Origin of the sequence: Pseudomonas sp. WS 5027 (assembly GCF_012985695.1) — a bacterium.
GTDB lineage: Bacteria > Pseudomonadota > Gammaproteobacteria > Pseudomonadales > Pseudomonadaceae > Aquipseudomonas > Aquipseudomonas hygromyciniae.
In genome coordinates this window covers 436,836-454,813 of record NZ_JAAQWU010000001.1, presented here as the reverse complement: position 1 = coordinate 454,813, position 17,978 = coordinate 436,836, and the positions used below count along the sequence as shown (strand labels likewise).

At 59.9% G+C, this 17,978-nt stretch carries 17 protein-coding genes; 6 read left to right on the top strand and 11 right to left on the bottom strand.

Annotation, left to right across the window (positions count from 1 at the left end):
* The first annotated feature begins 7 nt into the window (after positions 1-7).
* On the top strand, positions 8-1,384 hold the full coding sequence (locus HBO09_RS02095) for a glutamine synthetase family protein (RefSeq protein ID WP_057440427.1): 1,377 nt from the start codon (positions 8-10) through the stop codon (positions 1,382-1,384).
* Positions 1,385-1,655: 271 nt separating this feature from the next.
* Positions 1,656-2,285 (top strand): TetR/AcrR family transcriptional regulator, encoded by a 630-nt coding sequence (locus tag HBO09_RS02090; RefSeq protein WP_029289463.1) that lies wholly within the window; start codon positions 1,656-1,658, stop codon positions 2,283-2,285.
* A gap of 123 nt (positions 2,286-2,408) precedes the next feature.
* Here HBO09_RS02090 and HBO09_RS02085 read toward each other — a convergent pair whose 3' ends face one another.
* The 8 genes from HBO09_RS02085 to HBO09_RS02050 all read right to left on the bottom strand — a co-directional run bounded on the left by HBO09_RS02085 (position 2,409) and on the right by HBO09_RS02050 (position 9,539).
* Positions 2,409-2,624 (bottom strand): TOBE domain-containing protein, encoded by a 216-nt coding sequence (locus HBO09_RS02085; protein ID WP_003213899.1) that lies wholly within the window; start codon positions 2,622-2,624, stop codon positions 2,409-2,411.
* 27 nt (positions 2,625-2,651) lie between these two features.
* On the bottom strand, positions 2,652-3,458 hold the full coding sequence (gene ssuB / locus HBO09_RS02080) for an aliphatic sulfonates ABC transporter ATP-binding protein (RefSeq protein ID WP_169991292.1): 807 nt from the start codon (positions 3,456-3,458) through the stop codon (positions 2,652-2,654).
* Positions 3,455-4,243, bottom strand: coding sequence for an aliphatic sulfonate ABC transporter permease SsuC (gene ssuC, locus HBO09_RS02075; RefSeq protein ID WP_169991290.1), 789 nt, complete (start codon positions 4,241-4,243; stop codon positions 3,455-3,457). Before ssuC ends, ssuB begins: the two co-directional genes overlap by 4 nt.
* A gap of 9 nt (positions 4,244-4,252) precedes the next feature.
* Positions 4,253-5,401: an FMNH2-dependent alkanesulfonate monooxygenase gene (gene ssuD / locus HBO09_RS02070; RefSeq protein ID WP_169991288.1), complete on the bottom strand. Its 1,149-nt coding sequence runs from the start codon at positions 5,399-5,401 to the stop codon at positions 4,253-4,255.
* Positions 5,402-5,426: 25 nt separating this feature from the next.
* A complete protein-coding gene (locus HBO09_RS02065) occupies positions 5,427-6,395 on the bottom strand; it encodes a sulfonate ABC transporter substrate-binding protein (RefSeq protein ID WP_169991286.1) in 969 nt (322 codons plus the stop codon).
* 93 nt (positions 6,396-6,488) lie between these two features.
* Positions 6,489-7,082 (bottom strand): NADPH-dependent FMN reductase, encoded by a 594-nt coding sequence (gene ssuE, locus HBO09_RS02060; protein WP_038444301.1) that lies wholly within the window; start codon positions 7,080-7,082, stop codon positions 6,489-6,491.
* 316 nt (positions 7,083-7,398) lie between these two features.
* Positions 7,399-8,037, bottom strand: a complete 639-nt coding sequence (locus HBO09_RS02055) for a peroxiredoxin (RefSeq protein ID WP_169991284.1) — start codon at positions 8,035-8,037, stop codon at positions 7,399-7,401.
* A 176-nt stretch (positions 8,038-8,213) separates the two neighbouring features.
* Entirely contained in the window at positions 8,214-9,539 is a 1,326-nt protein-coding gene (locus tag HBO09_RS02050; protein WP_169991282.1) for an OprD family outer membrane porin, read from the bottom strand.
* A 369-nt stretch (positions 9,540-9,908) separates the two neighbouring features.
* Here HBO09_RS02050 and tauA point away from each other — a divergent pair, with 369 nt between their 5' ends.
* Entirely contained in the window at positions 9,909-10,895 is a 987-nt protein-coding gene (tauA, locus tag HBO09_RS02045) for a taurine ABC transporter substrate-binding protein (protein WP_169991280.1), read from the top strand.
* A gap of 133 nt (positions 10,896-11,028) precedes the next feature.
* Here tauA and argA read toward each other — a convergent pair whose 3' ends face one another.
* Together argA and argE are read right to left on the bottom strand one after the other, a co-directional pair.
* Complete coding sequence (argA, locus tag HBO09_RS02040; RefSeq protein ID WP_032858930.1) at positions 11,029-12,327, bottom strand: amino-acid N-acetyltransferase; 1,299 nt, start codon at positions 12,325-12,327, stop codon at positions 11,029-11,031.
* 135 nt (positions 12,328-12,462) lie between these two features.
* Entirely contained in the window at positions 12,463-13,611 is a 1,149-nt protein-coding gene (gene argE, locus HBO09_RS02035) for an acetylornithine deacetylase (protein WP_169991278.1), read from the bottom strand.
* 160 nt (positions 13,612-13,771) lie between these two features.
* Here argE and HBO09_RS02030 point away from each other — a divergent pair, with 160 nt between their 5' ends.
* Positions 13,772-15,139, top strand: a complete 1,368-nt coding sequence (locus HBO09_RS02030; RefSeq protein ID WP_169991276.1) for a CYTH domain-containing protein — start codon at positions 13,772-13,774, stop codon at positions 15,137-15,139.
* Between the two features lie 64 nt (positions 15,140-15,203).
* Here HBO09_RS02030 and HBO09_RS02025 read toward each other — a convergent pair whose 3' ends face one another.
* Entirely contained in the window at positions 15,204-15,674 is a 471-nt protein-coding gene (locus tag HBO09_RS02025; protein WP_029289490.1) for an Lrp/AsnC family transcriptional regulator, read from the bottom strand.
* 127 nt (positions 15,675-15,801) lie between these two features.
* Between HBO09_RS02025 and HBO09_RS02020 the strand changes: the two genes are divergently transcribed.
* Positions 15,802-16,137, top strand: coding sequence for a hypothetical protein (locus HBO09_RS02020; RefSeq protein WP_169991274.1), 336 nt, complete (start codon positions 15,802-15,804; stop codon positions 16,135-16,137).
* Positions 16,138-16,221: 84 nt separating this feature from the next.
* A complete protein-coding gene (locus HBO09_RS02015) occupies positions 16,222-17,973 on the top strand; it encodes a GspE/PulE family protein (RefSeq protein ID WP_169991601.1) in 1,752 nt (583 codons plus the stop codon).
* Positions 17,974-17,978: the final 5 nt, after the last annotated feature.

Below are 17,978 nucleotides of genomic sequence, written 5' to 3'. Positions count from 1 at the left end.
TTGCATCATGTCGGTACCCCCGCGTGCCGTTCAGCTTAACGAAGCGAACGCGTTCCTTAAGGATCATCCTGAGGTTCTGTACGTAGACCTTCTAATTGCGGATATGAATGGTGTGGTGCGCGGTAAGCGCATCGAACGCACCAGCCTCCACAAGGTTTACGAGAAAGGCATCAACTTGCCGGCCTCTTTATTTGCCCTGGATATCAATGGCTCGACGGTGGAAAGCACCGGCCTGGGTCTGGACATCGGTGATGCTGACCGAATCTGTTATCCAATCCCCGATACCCTGTGCAATGAGCCCTGGCAAAAGCGCCCTACCGCGCAACTGCTGATGACCATGCACGAACTTGAAGGTGAACCTTTCTTCGCCGATCCGCGCGAAGTGCTCCGCCAAGTTGTAACCAAGTTTGACGATATGGGCCTGACCATCTGCGCAGCCTTCGAGCTTGAGTTCTACCTGATCGACCAGGAGAACGTGAACGGCCGCCCACAACCTCCCCGCTCGCCGATTTCCGGCAAACGCCCGCATTCGACGCAGGTCTACCTGATCGACGACCTCGACGAATACGTCGACTGCCTCCAGGACATTCTGGAAGGTGCCAAAGAGCAAGGCATCCCGGCTGATGCGATCGTCAAGGAAAGTGCCCCGGCGCAGTTCGAAGTGAACCTGCACCACGTCGCCGACCCGATCAAGGCATGCGACTACGCGGTACTGCTCAAGCGTTTGATCAAAAACATTGCCTACGACCATGAGATGGACACCACCTTCATGGCCAAGCCTTACCCGGGCCAGGCAGGCAACGGTTTGCACGTGCATATTTCGATCCTGGACAAAGACGGCAAGAACATCTTTGCCAGCGAGGATCCCGAGCAGAACGCCGCATTGCGTCACGCGATCGGCGGTGTGCTGGAGACCCTGCCTGCACAAATGGCTTTCCTGTGCCCTAACGTCAACTCCTACCGTCGTTTTGGCGCACAGTTCTACGTGCCGAACTCGCCGTGCTGGGGCCTGGACAACCGCACCGTGGCGATTCGCGTACCTACCGGTTCGTCCGACGCGGTACGTATCGAACACCGCGTGGCCGGCGCCGATGCCAACCCTTACCTGCTGATGGCTTCGGTCCTGGCGGGCGTGCACCACGGTCTGACCAACAAGATCGAACCTGGCGCACCGGTGGAAGGCAACAGCTACGAGCAGAACGAACAAAGCCTGCCGAACAACCTGCGTGATGCCCTGCGCGAGTTGGACGACAGCGAGGTGATGGCCAAGTACATCGATCCGAAATACATCGATATCTTCGTCGCCTGCAAGGAAAGCGAGCTGGAGGAGTTCGAACACTCCATCTCCGACCTTGAGTACAACTGGTACCTGCATACCGTGTAAGCGGACTGTGGCAAGCAGGCTTGCTGGTGGTGAGCAGGCTTGTTGTGGCTAGGGCTTGTCTGTGGCGAGCGGGCTCACCACAAACAAGCACTAGCCACAACAGGCCCACTCACCACAGACAAGCACTAGCCACAACAGGCCCACTCACCACAAACAAGCACTAGCCACAACAGGCCCACTCACCACAAACAAACCTGCTCCCCACAACAAGCCCTATCTGTACCGATATGGATCTCTGCGTACAATGCGCTCTGCCTTGTAGGAGACTTCCATGACCACCCGCCCCGCCGCCCCTCGCAAACCCCGCGCCCGCAGCCAGGCTCGGATCGACGCGATCCTCGACGCCGCCCGCACCTTGCTGGCCGCCGAAGGCGTGGCCAGTCTGTCGATCTACAGCGTGGCCGAACGGGCACAGATTCCGCCGTCATCGGTGTATCACTTTTTCGCCAGCGTACCGGCCCTGCTCGAAGCGCTGACGGCTGACGTACACGCCGCATTCCGCGCTGCGCTACAAGCCCCCATCGACCACGACAGCCTGCATCACTGGCGCGACCTGTCGCGCGTGGTGGAGTTGCGTATGCTGACCATCTACAGCAACGACGCCGCCGCCCGGCAACTGATCCTCGCCCAGCACGGCCTCACCGAAGTGACCCAGGCCGACCGCCAGCATGACTTGGAGTTGGGGGATTTGATGCTGCAAGTGTTCAACCGCCACTTTGAAGTGCCGGTGCTGCCGGCGGATGTGGACGTGTTTGCCCTGGCGCTGGAGTTGAGCGACCGCGTGTACGCACGCTCGGTGCATCAACATGGGCAGATCACCCCGCGCATGGCGGAGGAAGGGATGCGGGTGTTTGATGCGTATGTGGGGCTTTATTTGCCGGTGTTTTTGCCTAAGCGATAAGGGTTGTGGTGACTGGGCCGGCCTCTTCGCGAGCAAGCCCGCTCCCACATTCGACCGTATTCCGATGTTGGAAATCGGTCGAATGTGGGAGCGGGCTTGCCTGCGATAGCGGTCTGAAGCCGATCACAGCTTGGCGATCGACACCTCAGTGGACTTCACAAACGCAATCACTTCACTGCCAATCACCAGCTCCAGCTCTTTCACCGAGCGGGTGGTAATCACCGAGGTGACGATGCCGGACGCGGTCTGCACGTCGATTTCCGACAGGACGTCGCCTTCGACGATTTCCTTGATGGTGCCTTTGAACTGGTTACGCACGTTGATCGCTTTGATAGTCATGGTGTTACTCCTTAAGGGACAAGTGAGCTATTGCGCCCAACGCAATTGCGTAGGCAACGGTGAAACAGGTTCCGGCGCAGGCGGGGTGCCGGGCAGTGACAGCACACGGTTGAGCACTTCGGTTTCCAGGGCCGCCAGGCGATGGGAGCCACGGACCCGCGGGCGTGGCAGCTCCACATGCAGGTCGAGACCGATTTCGCCGTCTTCGATCAGGATTACCCGATCGGCAATGGCCACGGCTTCGCTGACGTCATGGGTCACCAGCAACACGGTAAAACCGTGCTTGCGCCACAGGTTTTCGATCAGTTGCTGCATCTCGATGCGGGTCAGGGCATCCAGCGCACCCAAGGGCTCATCCAGTAGCAACAGGCGCGGCTGATGAATCAGAGCGCGGGCCAGGGCCACCCGTTGTTTCTGGCCACCGGACAATGCCGCCGGCCATTCATCGGCACGCTCGGCCAGGCCGACCGCTTCCAGCGCCTCAAGCGCCTGGGGCCGCCAGTTGCCTTTTAGGCCCAGGCCGACGTTATCGATGATCTTTTTCCACGGCAGCAGGCGCGCTTCCTGAAACATCAGCCGCGTGTCTTCGAGCGCTTCGCTCAAGGGGGCAGAGCCTGCAAGCAACTCGCCACTGCTGGCGCTATCAAGGCCGGCCAGCAGGCGCAGCAAGGTACTTTTGCCACAGCCACTACGGCCCACTACAGCCACGAACTGGCCCGCCGGGATGTGCAGGTCAATCTCGCGCAGGACTTCCCGCGCGCCGAACGCCTTGCGCAGCTTGCGCACCGCCAACGGGATGCCCCGCAGCAGGCGTGGAGGTTGTTGAGCGGTCATGCCGTACCTCCTTTATGCACTTGATAGGCCGGATGCCAGCGCAGCCACACCCGCTCCAGGCCACGCGCCGCGAGGTCCGCCAACTTACCGAGTACCGCGTACAACACAATCGCCAGCACCACCACGTCGGTTTGCAGGAACTCCCGGGCATTCATCGCCAGGTAACCGATACCAGAACTGGCGGAGATGGTTTCCGCGACGATCAGCGTCAACCACATAAAGCCCAGGGCAAAACGCACCCCCACCAGAATCGATGGCAAGGCGCCGGGCAGGATCACCTGGCGAAATAGACTGAAGCCGGACAAGCCATAACTGCGCGCCATCTCCACCAGCGCCGGATCGACGTTGCGGATGCCGTGGTAGGTGTTGAGGTAGATCGGGAACAACGTGCCGAGGGCAACGAGGAAAATCTTCGCCGTCTCATCAATACCGAACCACAAAATCACCAGCGGGATCAGCGCCAGGTGCGGCACGTTGCGAATCATCTGCACCGAGCTGTCCAGCAGGCGCTCGCCCCATGTCGACAGGCCAGTGATAAAGCCCAGGGCCAGGCCGATGCCGCCGCCGATCACAAAACCCAGGCCCGCGCGCCAGCCGCTGATGGCCAGGTGGGTCCAGATTTCACCGCTGCTCACCAAGTGCACGCCAGCCGCAATTACCGCGCTGGGGGCCGGCAAAATCCGCGTCGACAACCAGCCTGCCGACACCGACAACTGCCACACCACCAGCAACAGGACCGGCAGCGCCCAGGGCGCCAGCCGATGCAGAATCCGTTGACTATTCATGACGGCGCCTCAGCTCTGCGACGCGGCTTTGGGAAGAATGTCGTTGGCCACCATCTCGCCAAACGGGCTGACGTAACCGGCGCTTTTCGGCAGCTCGGGACGTTCAATATCCAGGTGCGGGAACAGCAATTCCGCAACCCGGTACGACTCTTCCAGGTGTGGGTAACCGGAGAAAATAAAGGTGTCGATGCCCAGGTCTGCGTACTCCTTGACCCGCGCCGCCACGGTCGGCCCATCGCCCACCAGTGCCGTGCCGGCGCCGCCGCGTACCAGGCCGACGCCGGCCCACAGGTTGGGGCTGACTTCGAGGTTGTCGCGACTGCCGCCATGCAAGGCGGCCATGCGCTGCTGGCCCACCGAATCAAAGCGCGCCAGCGAGGCCTGGGCACGGGCGATGGTGTCATCGTCCAGATGGGAGATCAGTTTGTCGGCGGCCTTCCATGCCTCGTCGTTGGTTTCACGCACGATCACATGCAAGCGAATACCGAAGCGCACGGTGCGCCCGAGCTTGGCCGCCTTGGCCCGTACCTGTTCGATTTTTTCCGCCACCGCCGCCGGTGGCTCGCCCCAGGTCAGGACCATTTCCACTTGTTCGGCTGCCAGGTCCTGGGCCGCTTTGGAAGAGCCACCAAAATATAGCGGCGGACGTGGCTGCTGGATCGGTGGGTAGAGCAACTTGGCACCTTTGACGCTGATGTGCTGGCCGTCGTAGTCCACAGTTTCGCCTTCCAGCACGCGCCGCCAGATGCGGGTGAATTCCACCGAGGCCTGGTAGCGCTCTTCATGGCTGAGGAACAGGCCGTCACCGGCCAGTTCTTCTGGATCACCACCGGTCACCAGGTTGAACAGCGCCCGGCCACCGGACAGCCGATCCAGGGTCGCGGCCTGACGCGCCGCCACCGTCGGGGAAATGATCCCGGGGCGCAGGGCAACCAGAAATTTCAGACGCTGGGTCACCGGGATCAGCGAGGCGGCCACCAGCCACGAGTCTTCGCAAGAACGACCGGTGGGGATCAGTACCCCGCCAAAACCCAGGCGATCAGCGGCCTGGGCCACCTGTTGCAGATAACCGTGGTCCACGGCGCGAGCGCCTTCGGCGGTGCCAAGGTAATGGCCGTCGCCGTGGGTAGGCAGGAACCAGAAAATATTGAGGCTCATGGAGTTGTCTCCTGAAGAAGTCGGATTACGGCGCTTTGGCAACGGTCGCAGGTGGCGTCCAGATCACGTCCTTGATGCTCAAGGGCTTGGGAATCAATTTGAGCTGGTAGAAGGTGTCAGCGATTTTCTGCTGCGCGGCGACCACTTCCGGGGTCAGGAACAGCGCACCGTAGCCCTGGCGTTTGACCGAGGTCAGGGTGATGTCAGCCGGCAAGCCGAGCAGCGGCGCAACTTGTTCGGTGACTTCCTGGGGATTGGCCTTGGACCATTCGCCCACGGCCCGCACTTCTTCCACCAACGCCTTGATCACGTCCGGGTGTTTTTCGGTGTAAGGCTTGGTGGCCAGGTAAAACTGATGGTTGTCGGCAATGCCGGTGGCGTCACGCAGGGTGCGGGCTTGCAGTTGTTGCTCGGCGGCCGCCTGGTATGGGTCCCAGATGACCCAGGCGTCGACACTGCCACGTTCGAAGGCGGCACGGGCGTCGGCGGGCGGCAGGAACACGGTCTGTACGTCGGTGTATTTCAGGCCGGCGTCTTCCAGGGCGCGTACCAGCAGGTAATGCACGTTGGAGCCTTTGTTGAGCACGACTTTCTTGCCCTTGAGCTCGGCCACCGATTTGATCGGCGAGCCCTTGGGTACCAGGATGGCCTCGCTGGTCGGCGCTGGTGGTTCGTAGGCGACGTAGAGCAGATCGGCGCCGGCGGCCTGGGCGAACACCGGTGGGGTTTCGCCGGTGACGCCAAAGTCGATGGAGCCGACATTCAGCCCTTCGAGCAACTGCGGGCCACCGGGAAACTCGGTCCACTGCACGTTCACGCCCTGGTCAGCCAGGCGTTTTTCCAGGGTGCCCTTGGCCTTGAGCAGCACCAGGGTGCCGTATTTCTGATAACCGATCCGCAGGGTTTGCGCGGCCTGGGCTTGAACAATGGCGCCGAAGGACACAGCCGCAGCAAACAGTGCGACCAGGCCCCGACGCAAGATGATAGTGCGCATGGCGCTCTCCAAATTGACGATTAGGGTTGTGGCTGCACCTGCTTGGCCGTTGGCGGCTGAGTAAGGTGAGGGATTCTGGTAATGGGGTGTGGCTCAAATGCTCCAGCGAGCACTCAACAAACGTTCATTCAACACATGGGGGTCCAGCGGTTGCGGGCGGCGGGCCATGGCGCTGTAGAACTGCTCCAGGGCTTCGCTCAAGCGTTGTTCAAGGATCGGCACCAACTGCGCCTGGGCACTGCCTTCGCCGTAGGCGATCTGGCTGTCCTCGGCAAAAATCCCGTGCAGCAGCTCCTGGGCTTTGAGTGCCGACAGCACGGGCTTCAAGGCGTAGTCCACCGCCAGCATGTGGGCAATGCTGCCGCCGGTGGCCATGGGCAGTACCACCTTATGGGCCAGGGCGCGTTCCGGCAGCAGGTCGAGGACGGTTTTCAAGGCGCCTGAAAACGAGGCCTTGTACACCGGCGTGGCGATCAGCAAACCATCGGCATTGGCCACCTGGGCCAGCAGGTCGAGGACCTTCGGGCTGTCGAAGCGGGCATACAACAAATCTTCGGCCGGGAAGTCCCGTACCTGATAACTCACCACTTCCACGCCTTGCTGCTGCAACCAGCGCCGGGAGTGATCCAGCAAAACCCCGGAGCGGGAACGCTGACTGGGACTGCCACCAAGTGTTACGACCAGCATCGGGAGTTTCCTTGAGCAAGTGTCGGCGGTTCGCGGTACAGCGATGGCGCCAAGATGGAACAGACCTTATCAGCAGATTTATATATCTATAAATCTTATTTTTTCATTTGTTTATTCTTTAAATGCATATACAGAAGAGCATTCAGCGGGCGAAAAAAAAGGCCGTCGAAACGGCCTGAAAACCCCTGCTATGTGAGCACTGAAATGCGATCAGCCTGTGGGAGCGGGCTTGCTCGCGAATGCGGCGTATCAGTCAGCACATTTCTTGCTGATCCACCGCATTCGCGAGCAAGCCCGCTCCCACATTGGATTCGGGTTAACGATTAGGTTGTGGGGTCAGCCGCAGATACGGCTTGACCGCGCGATAGCCCTTGGGAAAGCGCTGCTTGATCTCTTCCTCATCCTTGAGCGACGGCACGATCACCACTTCATCACCGTCCTGCCAGTTGGCCGGGGTGGCGACTTTGTAGTTGTCGGTCAGTTGCAACGAGTCGATGACCCGCAGGATTTCGTGGAAATTGCGCCCGGTGCTGGCCGGGTAGGTGATGGTCAGGCGAATCTTTTTGTTCGGGTCGATCACGAACAGCGAACGTACGGTCAGGGTGTCGTTGGCATTGGGGTGGATCAGGTCGTACAGGTCCGAGACCTTGCGGTCGGCATCGGCCAGGATCGGGAAGTTGACGAGGGTGTTCTGGGTCTCGTTGATGTCCTCGATCCACTTGTGATGGGAGTCCACCGGGTCTACCGACAGGGCAATGGCCTTGACCCCACGCTTGGCAAACTCGTCTTTGAGCTTGGCGGTGAAGCCCAGCTCGGTGGTGCACACCGGGGTGAAATCCGCCGGGTGGGAAAACAGCACGCCCCAGCTATCGCCCAGCCACTCGTGGAAACGAATCTTGCCGGCGCTGGAATCCTGTTCAAAGTCGGGGGCGATATCGCCCAGTCTGAGGCTCATGGTGTGGCTCCTGATGAGTGCTTATGGGAACCACTGTGCCTGTGCCGATGAGATTTTAAAAAGAATAAATATCCATTTATTTAGACGATAAAGGAATATAAAGCAGTGCGTTGATTGACCAATTTCTGGGCAAAAAAAACCTCGCAATTATCGCGAGGTTTTTTTCTCAACGGCTCTTACAGGAAGCTGTAAGTGTAGTTGAAGATCAGACGAGTCTGGTCCTGATCCTGAATGCCGGTACCGCTACCGCGGTAGGCACCATGACGCAGTGTAGTGCCAAAGCCTTTCAGAGCACCCTGCTGAATGGTGTAGTCGATACGCATATCGCGTTCCCACTCGGACTGGTCACTGCCACCTTTCGCGGATTTGATGTTGTCGCCATGCAGGTAAGCAATCGAGGTTTTCAAACCTGGAACGCCCAATGCAGCGAAGTCATAGGAGTACTGACCGAAGGTGGTGTTTTCACCCGCACGCACGAAGGAGTTGATCATGCTATCGGTGAAGAGGTAGAAGCTGGAACCGCCGGCGCCTTCGTTACGGCCATTGCCGTCAACCACACTGCCCTGGTTCAACCAAACGAAACCGCCGTCATCATTGACACGCTGATGACCGACCATGAACGCACTGCCACCCAGGGAGTAGGTGAACATGGCGCTCCAGGTTTTGTTGTTAACTTCTCCATCGTCCTTGGCGTAACCACCATTGTTGTTGAACTTGTAGCCAGCCTGGCCATTCTTGCCATCGGAGCTACTGTCAAAGTAACGCAGGTCGGTTTTGAACGACTGACCTTCGGTGATCGGGTAGACGTGGACCAGACCCAGGAAGTGTTGCTTATAGAAGTCTTCCAGGTTGGCGTAGTAGTACTGCAATGTCAGGTCTTTAGTGACTTTCCAATCAGCACCGCCAAAGCGGAATTGGTTGCTTTCCTGGGTAGCACCGTTGACGGACAGGCCAGTGCTATTGCTTGAGGCACGCCCGGTGGCGTGTTCAAGTTGACCTGCGTTAAACGTCACATTGTCGATTTCTTTAGAGGTGACAGTGCCGCCTTCAAAGGTCTGAGGCAGCAGACGACCGTCGCTTGCAATCAGAATCGGCAGGTTTGGCGCCAAGGCACCACCCAGGTGGGCTTCGGTCTTAGAGAAGCGGGCTTTTACGTTGGCGCTCGCGCTGCTCCAGCTACTGACGGCCGAACCATCAGTATCGCTTGGAACAAAGGTGTTGCTATTTGGATGATGACCACGGCCACCGTCCAAGTGAATACCGACCAATGCCTGGGCATCGATACCAAAGCCGACCGTGCCTTCAGTGAAACCAGACTGGACGTTGAACTTCAGGCCGGTGGCCGTTTCGCGCTGGTCAGCACCGCCTTCACGCTGATCGTTATCAAAATACAGGGTCCGAGAACTTACGGATGCCTTGGTGTCTTCAACAAAACCAGCGGCGCCAGCTTGCTGAGCCAAAACCCCAGCCGCGACGGCGATCGCCAATGTGTACTTCTTCATGTACCGCTCCTCTCGTTTCTAATTTTTGTAGTTCTTTGGTCTCGGGTCTGACGCCCTCGATCCACAGATGCGCGATTAGCGCCAGATCGTGACTGACAAGTCAATCGTAACCTTGTATGTCTACTACCTTCGTCTAACCGCAGTTGATTTGGTCCCTGCAGGGTAATGAGTTTTTCATACACCCAAAAAGAATTATTTCATCCTTTTTCATACTGTTCAGGAATAACACTTTCCATGGTGCGACGGTCCCGCAGCGGGGTATCGCTCCATAAGCTAATTCCTAAAGGGTATTTGTTGGCCATTTTTTAGATCGTTTAGTGTGAACAGAATCTTGCACACGTCACTCACGATCAAAAAGGCGACGCCATCATGGCCAAACGCGCATCCTCTAGTCAATTTGTTACAGTTTTACTATCACTTACACTTTCTTTTGGCGTACAGGCAGCCAACCTCACTATCGGCTACCAGACCGGCATTGATCCGAGCAAAGTGCCCCAAGCCGACGGCGTCTATGAGCAGGCCATCGGCGAGAAAATCGACTGGCGCCGCTTCAATAGCGGCCCGGAAGTAATCACCGCGATTGCCTCCGGCGATGTGCAGATCGGCAACCTCGGTTCCAGCCCGTTAGCGGCCGCCGCATCCCGCAATCTACCCATCGTAGCGTTCATCGTATCGGCTCAGATCAATGGTTCTGAAGCTTTGGTAGTGCGCAACGGCAGTCATATTGACGCACCCAAGGACCTGATCGGCAAAACCATCGCCACGCCTTTTGTCTCCACATCCCACTACAGCCTGCTCGGGGCCCTGAAACACTGGGGCCTGGACACAAAGCAAGTGAAAGTGGTGAACCTGCAACCGGTGCAAATTGCCGCAGCCTGGAAACGCGGGGATATCGACGGCGCGTTTGTCTGGTCGCCGGCCCTGGGGGAAATCCGCAAGACCGGCAAGACGTTGACCGACGCCGCCGAGGTGGGCCAATGGGGCGCGCCGACGTTCGAGGTCTGGGTGGTGCGCAAGGATTTTGCCGAGAAGCACCCTGAGGTGGTGGCCAAGTTTGCCAAGGTCACCCTGGATTCATTTGCCGAGTATGCGGCGCACAAATCCGAGTGGACGGCGGATTCGGTACCGGTACAGAAGATCGCCCGGTTGACCGGCGCAAACGCTGCGGATATCCCAGAACTGCTGGAAGGCAGCACCTTCCCCGATGCCCGGGCGCAGCAAACCGACGCCTTGCTCAATGGTGGGACAGCCAAGGCCATTGGGGAGACGGCGAAGTTTCTTAAGGAACAAGGGAAAGTAGAGACCGTGTTACCGGACTATTCGGCCTATGTGACCGGAAAATTCATCAAAGAATAAACCCGGACAAAGAATGTGGGAGCGGGCTTGCTCGCGAAGGCGGTGTGCCAGTCAATAAATGTGCTGACTGACACACTGCCTTCGCGAGCAAGCCCGCTCCCACATTAGGTATTGGGTGTACCGAATACCGTGTTTACAGGGTCTTCTCGAAGATCTTCGAATTACGCTGGAAGTTGTACAGCGAAGCCCGCGCCGACGGCAGGCGATCCACGCTGCTTGGCACAAAGCCGCGCTCGCGGAACCAGTGGGCGGTACGGGTCGTCAGCACGAACAGGGTCTTCAAGCCTTGGGTGCGGGCGCGGGTTTCGATGCGCTCGAGCAGCTCATCACCACGGCCGCCATGACGATATTCCGGATTGACCGCCAGGCACGCCAGTTCACCGGCATCTGAATCGGCAATGGGGTAAAGCGCGGCGCACGCGATGATCATGCCTTCGCGCTCCACCACGCTGAACTGCTCGATTTCCCGCTCCAGCACTTCCCGCGAGCGGCGCACCAAAATGCCCTGCTCTTCCAGTGGGCTGATCAGGTCCAGCAAGCCGCCGACATCTTCAATCGCCGCCTCACGCACCAGCTCGAACTGCTCCTGGGCCACCAGCGTACCGCCGCCGTCCCGGGTAAAGAGTTCGGTCAACAGCGCACCGTCTTCGACATAACTGACGATGTGGCTGCGCCCCACGCCCCCACGACAGGCCTCGGCTGCTGCATCCAGCAGTTCGGCCTGGTAGTTGTTGCCCAGGCGTTGCAAATGCGCCGGTACTTGTTGCGGACGCAGTTCGCGCACCAGTCGGCCGTTTTCGTCGATCAGGCCCAGGTCGGCGCCAAACAACAGCAGCTTGTCGGCACCCAGGTCGATGGCGGCGCGGGTAGCGACGTCTTCACAGGCCAGGTTGAAAATCTCTCCGGTCGGCGAATAGCCCAAAGGCGACAGTACGACGATGGAGCGTTCGTCCAGCAGGCGGTTGATGCCCTTGCGGTCGACCCGGCGCACTTCGCCGGTATGGTGGTAATCGATACCGTCCAGCACGCCGATCGGCCGCGCGGTCACCAGGTTGCCGCTGGCCACCCGCAGGCGCGAGCCCTGCATCGGCGAAGACGCCATGTCCATGGACAGCCGTGCTTCGATAGCAATACGCAAGTGGCCGACCGCGTCGATCACGCACTCCAGGGTCGCGGCATCGGTGATGCGCATGCCATCGTGGTAATGCGGGGTCAGGCCGCGAGCGGCGAGGCGGGTTTCGATTTGCGGGCGCGAACCATGCACCAGCACCAGACGCACGCCGAGGCTGTGCAGCAGCACCAGGTCGTGGACGATGTTGCCGAAGTTGGGGTGATCCACACCGTCGCCCGGCAGCATGACCACAAAGGTGCAGTCACGATGGGCATTGATGTAGGGCGAAGCGTGACGAAGCCAATTGACGTATTCGGGCATAAAACCTGGGCCTGTAATAAAAAGCAGCCAAGAAAGGGTGAATCGCTAAACGCACAGCGGGCTGATGGTTATCGTCGGAACAGGCTTGGCGACACGCTCGCTCTCCTTTTAAGTACGGGATGCAATGGGGTTAATTTATGCAGGCTTGAGGCAGTAGTGTTCAATCAATTCCCGCAATAGACGCACTGTAGGCGTCAAGCGTGACATTTCAAGGTACTCGCCCGGCTGGTGGGCGCAGGCAATATCCCCAGGGCCGAGCACCAGGGTTTCACAACCAAGGCGCTGAAGATAAGGCGCTTCAGTGCCGAACGCTACTGCTTCGGCACGATGGCCGGTCAATCGTTCCGCGACCAGTACCAGCTCGGCGTCCTCAGGCTGCTCGAAGGGCGGCACTTCGGGGAACAGCGGCGCATAGTCGATCTGCACCTGATGGCGTTCGGCGATGGGCCGAAGTTTCTGCTGGATGGCGTCGCGCAGTACCTGCGGATCCATGCCGGGCAAGGGCCGCAGGTCGAATTCCAGGGAGCATTGGCCGCAAATGCGGTTGGGATTGTCGCCGCCGTGGATACATCCAAAATTCAAGGTGGGCTGGGGCACGCTGAATTGTGGGTTGCGATACTCCCGCTGCCAGGCCAGGCGCAGGCCACGCAGTTCGCCCATGGCGTCATGCATGGCTTCTAGGGCGCTGTGACCCAGACTCGGGTCCGACGAGTGACCACTGCGCCCGAGGATGTCGATACGTTCCATCATCACGCCCTTGTGCAGGCGGATCGGCTTGAGGCCCGTGGGCTCGCCAATCACCGCAGCACGCCCCAGTGGGCGACCGGCCGCAGCCAGCGCGCGGGCGCCGGCCATGGAGCTTTCTTCATCACAGGTGGCAAGGATCAACAGCGGCTGCTTGAACGGTTGGTCGAGCAGCGGCAGGACTGCTTCGATGGCCAGCGCGAAAAAACCTTTCATGTCGCAGCTACCCAGCCCTACCCAGCGCCCGTCCACTTCCGTCAACTTCAAAGGATCGGTCTGCCATAGCGCTTCATCGTACGGCACGGTATCGCTGTGCCCCGCCAGCACCAGGCCACCGGGGCCGCTGCCGAAGCTGGCGAGCAGGTTGAACTTGCCGGGGCTGACCTGCTGGATCTCGCAGGCAAAGCCCAGGTCGCCGAGCCAGGTGGCGAGCAGATCGATCACCGGACGGTTGGTCTGGTCGAGAGATGCTTGGGTACAACTGACAGAGGGCGCGGCAATCAGAGCGGCAAATTGTTCTTTCATGGACGGTAAAGGCATGCGCTGTCTCTCAACTTCCACAGATGAAACCCATCATAGAACCATCTGCGCTGCACAATAAACCCGTTGCGGCACGTTGCCGGGCTCAGTCCTGTACACTGCACGACCTTGGCAGCCACATATTCCCCCGGCTGCACTCCCGATCCTGGATGTTCCGGCCATGCAAAAAGAAACCGAAATCAAGCTCCGCGTCAGCCGCGAGACCCTCGCCGCGCTGCGTGAGCACCCGCTCCTGAAAAAACGCAACAAAAGTGGCTGGGAACGCCGTGAGTTGATGAACCAGTACTTCGATACCCCCGAGCGTGACCTGGCCCAGGCCAAGGTTGCCCTGCGCCTGCGCAAGGATGGCGACGAAGTGATCCAGACCCTCAAGACCCGCGGCCACAGTGTTGCCGGCTTGTCGGAACGTAATGAATACGACTGGAAACTGCCCAAAGCCAAGCTCGACGTGAAGAAACTCGACGGCGAATGCTGGCCCGAGCAACTGGCCGAGCTGGACAAAAAGACCCTCAAGCCGATCTTCACCACTGACTTCGTGCGCGAACGTGCCGAGATCGCCTGGGGCCGTGGCAAGGCCAAGGTGGTAATCGAAGCCGCCCTGGACCTGGGCCATGTGATTGCCGGCAAGCAGAAGGAAGAAATCTGCGAACTGGAACTGGAACTGCGCGAAGGCGAGCCCGCCGCCCTGCTGGAACTGGCTGCCGAACTGGCCCAGACCCTGGCGCTGATGCCGTGCGATATCAGCAAGGCCGAGCGCGGCTATCGCCTGTTTGACGCCAACAGCTATTCCCTGAGCCTGCCGGCCCCGCAACTGCAACCAGAAATCCCCCTGGACGACGCCTTCGCCGCGCTCACCTGGCATCTGCTGGGCAGCAGCCAGCGCCTGGCCGAGCAGTACCGTTTCAACGGTCACTGGCGCCTGTTGCAGGACTGGGTAGAAAACCTCGCTGAAATGCGTGCCCTGATTGGCAGCCTCGGCCAGGCCGCGCCACGCCAATCCACCAGCGAACTGCGCAGTGCACTCGATGCCCTGCTGGAAGACTGGCGCCCGCTGGTCCAGGCCGGCGAAGACGATGAGGACGTGCGCAAGGCCGCGCCGGAACAGTTCCTCGAAGAATTGACCGACGTGCGCTGGGGCCTGTTCTCACTGAATACTTCGCGCTGGCTGCTGGCCCGCACCTGGACCCTGGACCGTAATGTGCGTGGCAACCGCCAGGGCGCCGCCCAGGTCGCCAACTGGCTGCCGCGCCTGCTGGCCGACGAAGCCGTCGCCCTGCGCCTGCCGCGCTACCAGCAACAGCCCGAAGATCTGGCCGAGCAACTGCCGCGCATCGAGCGTCTGCAGGCTTGGCTGCACCACGCCCGGCACCTGTTGGAGATTGCCGAAGTGGATCGCCTGTACGGTGAACTGAACAAGTTGGCGGCCCTGGCCAACCAACCGATCACTGACGAATCGCTGGATGCGCGGATGCATCAGGTGATTGCGGTGTATCAGAACCGTGCCTGGAAGACTTTGCTGCGTCTGTAAGCGCCCCAGGCTTGTTGTGGCGAGCGGGCTTGCCACAACAAGCCCGGTTGCCACAAGCCGCCGCTCAGCGCAACACTGGCAGGCTGGTGGTGGACTTGATTTCCGACAATGCCACAATCGAATTGACCTCCTGTATCCCCGGCACCATCGACAGTTTCTCAAAGAAAAACCGCTCATACGCCTCGATATCCGAGGTGACAATGCGCAACAGAAAATCCACCGCCCCCATCAGCACATAACACTCCAGCACCTCCGGGAACCCACGAATCGCCTCGGTGAACTCCGTGAAGTTGGAGCGCCCGTGGGCGTTGAGTTTGACCTCGGCAAAGATCTGCGTGTTAAGGCCGATTTTCTTGCGGTCGAGCAACGTCACCTGGGCGCGAATCACCCCCTCCTCCTTGAGCCGCTGGATCCGCCGCCAGCAGGGCGACTGCGATAGCCCGACCTGTTCGGCAATCTGCGCGCTGGAGAGTGACGCGTCTTCCTGGAGCAGTGCCAGGATCCGGCGATCGTAGACGTCCAACTCACTGTGCATAAAAATTCCCTTAAAGCCTTCTTATTCGAATTACTCGATTCATTTATAAGGCATATCACTCAAACATAGATAAGAAATACCCCACACCCCATGTAAAAATTTCTCCAGTCAAATCTGGAGAACGGCCATGCATTCAGTCCCAGCCAACCCCACCACCCGCGTCGATGCCTGGGCTGTCAGCAATAGCCATTGCCAAGCGCACTACCAGATCCTCGCCGAAGCCGAGCCCGATGTGCTGTGCCGGATCCTCAACTACTTCGCCTTGCAGTTCCTCGTGCCGCAACAGGTGAACGTGACACGCGACGATGACCTGCTGCACATCGACGTGGTGATGGACGGCCTGAGCTGGCACCGCGCCCAGGTGATCGGCGAAAAACTTCGTAACCTGATCAGCGTGTGCTCGCTGGAGCTGCAACCTGTTGAATCCACAAGGCTGCAAACCGTACAGGCGGTGGCTCAGTAAAACCCGGCAATAACCCTCTGGGCGACAGCGACCAGGATGGAACTAGCCTTGGCGCTACTGCATGAAACCGCCCAGGAAACCGCCATGTCCGCTGCGCCACAACTCCAGGATCGCAGGCTTTGCCTCGACGAACTGCTGCCTGCCCTCACCGCCCATGGCTTGATCGACACCGCCCTGGCCGAACGCTTGCGGTGTATCCCGACCAATGACCTGCACCCGCTGGAGTTTCTCGCCGGCCAGTCACTGCCCGACCCCGCACGACCCGGCCTCTCGCTGTCGCTGGAACAGCTGACACAGTGGCTCGCCGGTCATGTGGGCCTGCCCTATCTGCGCATCGACCCGTTGAAAATCGATGTGGCGAGCGTGGTTCCATTGATGTCCCACGCCTTCGCCCAGCGCCACCATATCCTTGCCGTCGCCGTCGATCGCGACAGCGTGACCGTGGCCAGTGCCGAACCATACCTGCGTGAATGGGAAACGGGCCTGGCTCATGTGTTGAAACGCTCGATCAAGCGCGTGGTGGCCAACCCCCAGGCGATCCACAGTTGTACCCAGGAGTTCTTCAGGCTGGCCAGGTCGGTCAGCGGGGCCGACCAGACCAACCCCACGGCGCTCCCTGCCGAACAGTTGCTCAACCTCGGTGCCGGCGACCAGGAACCCGACGCCAATGACGCGCATATCGTCAATATTGTCGACTGGCTGCTGCAATTTGCCTTTGGCCAGCGCGCCAGTGATATCCATATCGAACCCGGCGGCGACCAGGGCCGCGTGCGCTTTCGTATCGACGGTTTACTGCACGATGTCTATCAGTTTCCGCCCCAGGTCACGACCGCCGTGGTCAGCCGCCTGAAAAGCCTCGGGCGGATGAATGTCGCCGAGAAGCGCAAGCCCCAGGATGGCCGGGTCAAGACCAAGACGCCCACGGGTATTGAAGTGGAGTTGCGTCTTTCGACCCTGCCCACGGCCTTCGGCGAGAAGCTGGTGATGCGGATTTTCGATCCCCAGGTGCTGCTCCAGGATTTCCAGCAACTGGGGCTTTCAGCCGATGACCTGCAGCGCTGGCAGCACATGACCGCCCAGGCCAACGGTATCATCCTCGTCACCGGCCCCACCGGGTCCGGCAAGACCAGCACCCTCTATACCACCCTGCGGCAACTGGCCACCCGCACCGTGAACCTGTGTACGGTAGAAGACCCCATCGAGATGGTGGAGCCGGCCTTCAACCAGATGCAGGTCCAGCACAATATCGATCTGACCTTCGCCAGCGGCATCCGCGCGCTGATGCGCCAAGACCCGGACATCATCATGATCGGCGAGATCCGCGACCTGGAAACCGCAGAAATGGCGATCCAGGCGGCTTTGACCGGTCATCTGGTGCTGTCGACCCTGCACACCAACGATGCTCCCAGCGCGGTAAGCCGCCTGCTGGAACTGGGCATTCCCCATTACTTGATCAAGGCCACCTTGCTTGGGGTCATGGCCCAGCGTCTCGTGCGGCGGTTATGCCCACAGTGTAAAAGCCCGGTAGCGCTGACCCAGGCGGATTGGCACAGCGCTACCCAGTCCTGCACGCCGCCACCTGTCAACGTCTACCGGGCCAATGGCTGCTCGGAATGCCGCGAGAGTGGCTATCGCGGGCGCATCGGCGTCTACGAAATCATGCTGATGAACGACGGGGCCAGGGCCCTGGTAAGTGCCGACACCGACTTGCAGGCACTGCGCCGCGAGGCGCTCAAGGGCGGCATGCACAGCCTGCGTCTGGCGGGTACGCACAAGGTGGCGGCGGGGCTGACCACCCTGGAAGAAGTGCTACGGGTCACGCCCATGAACGAGTAAACCGT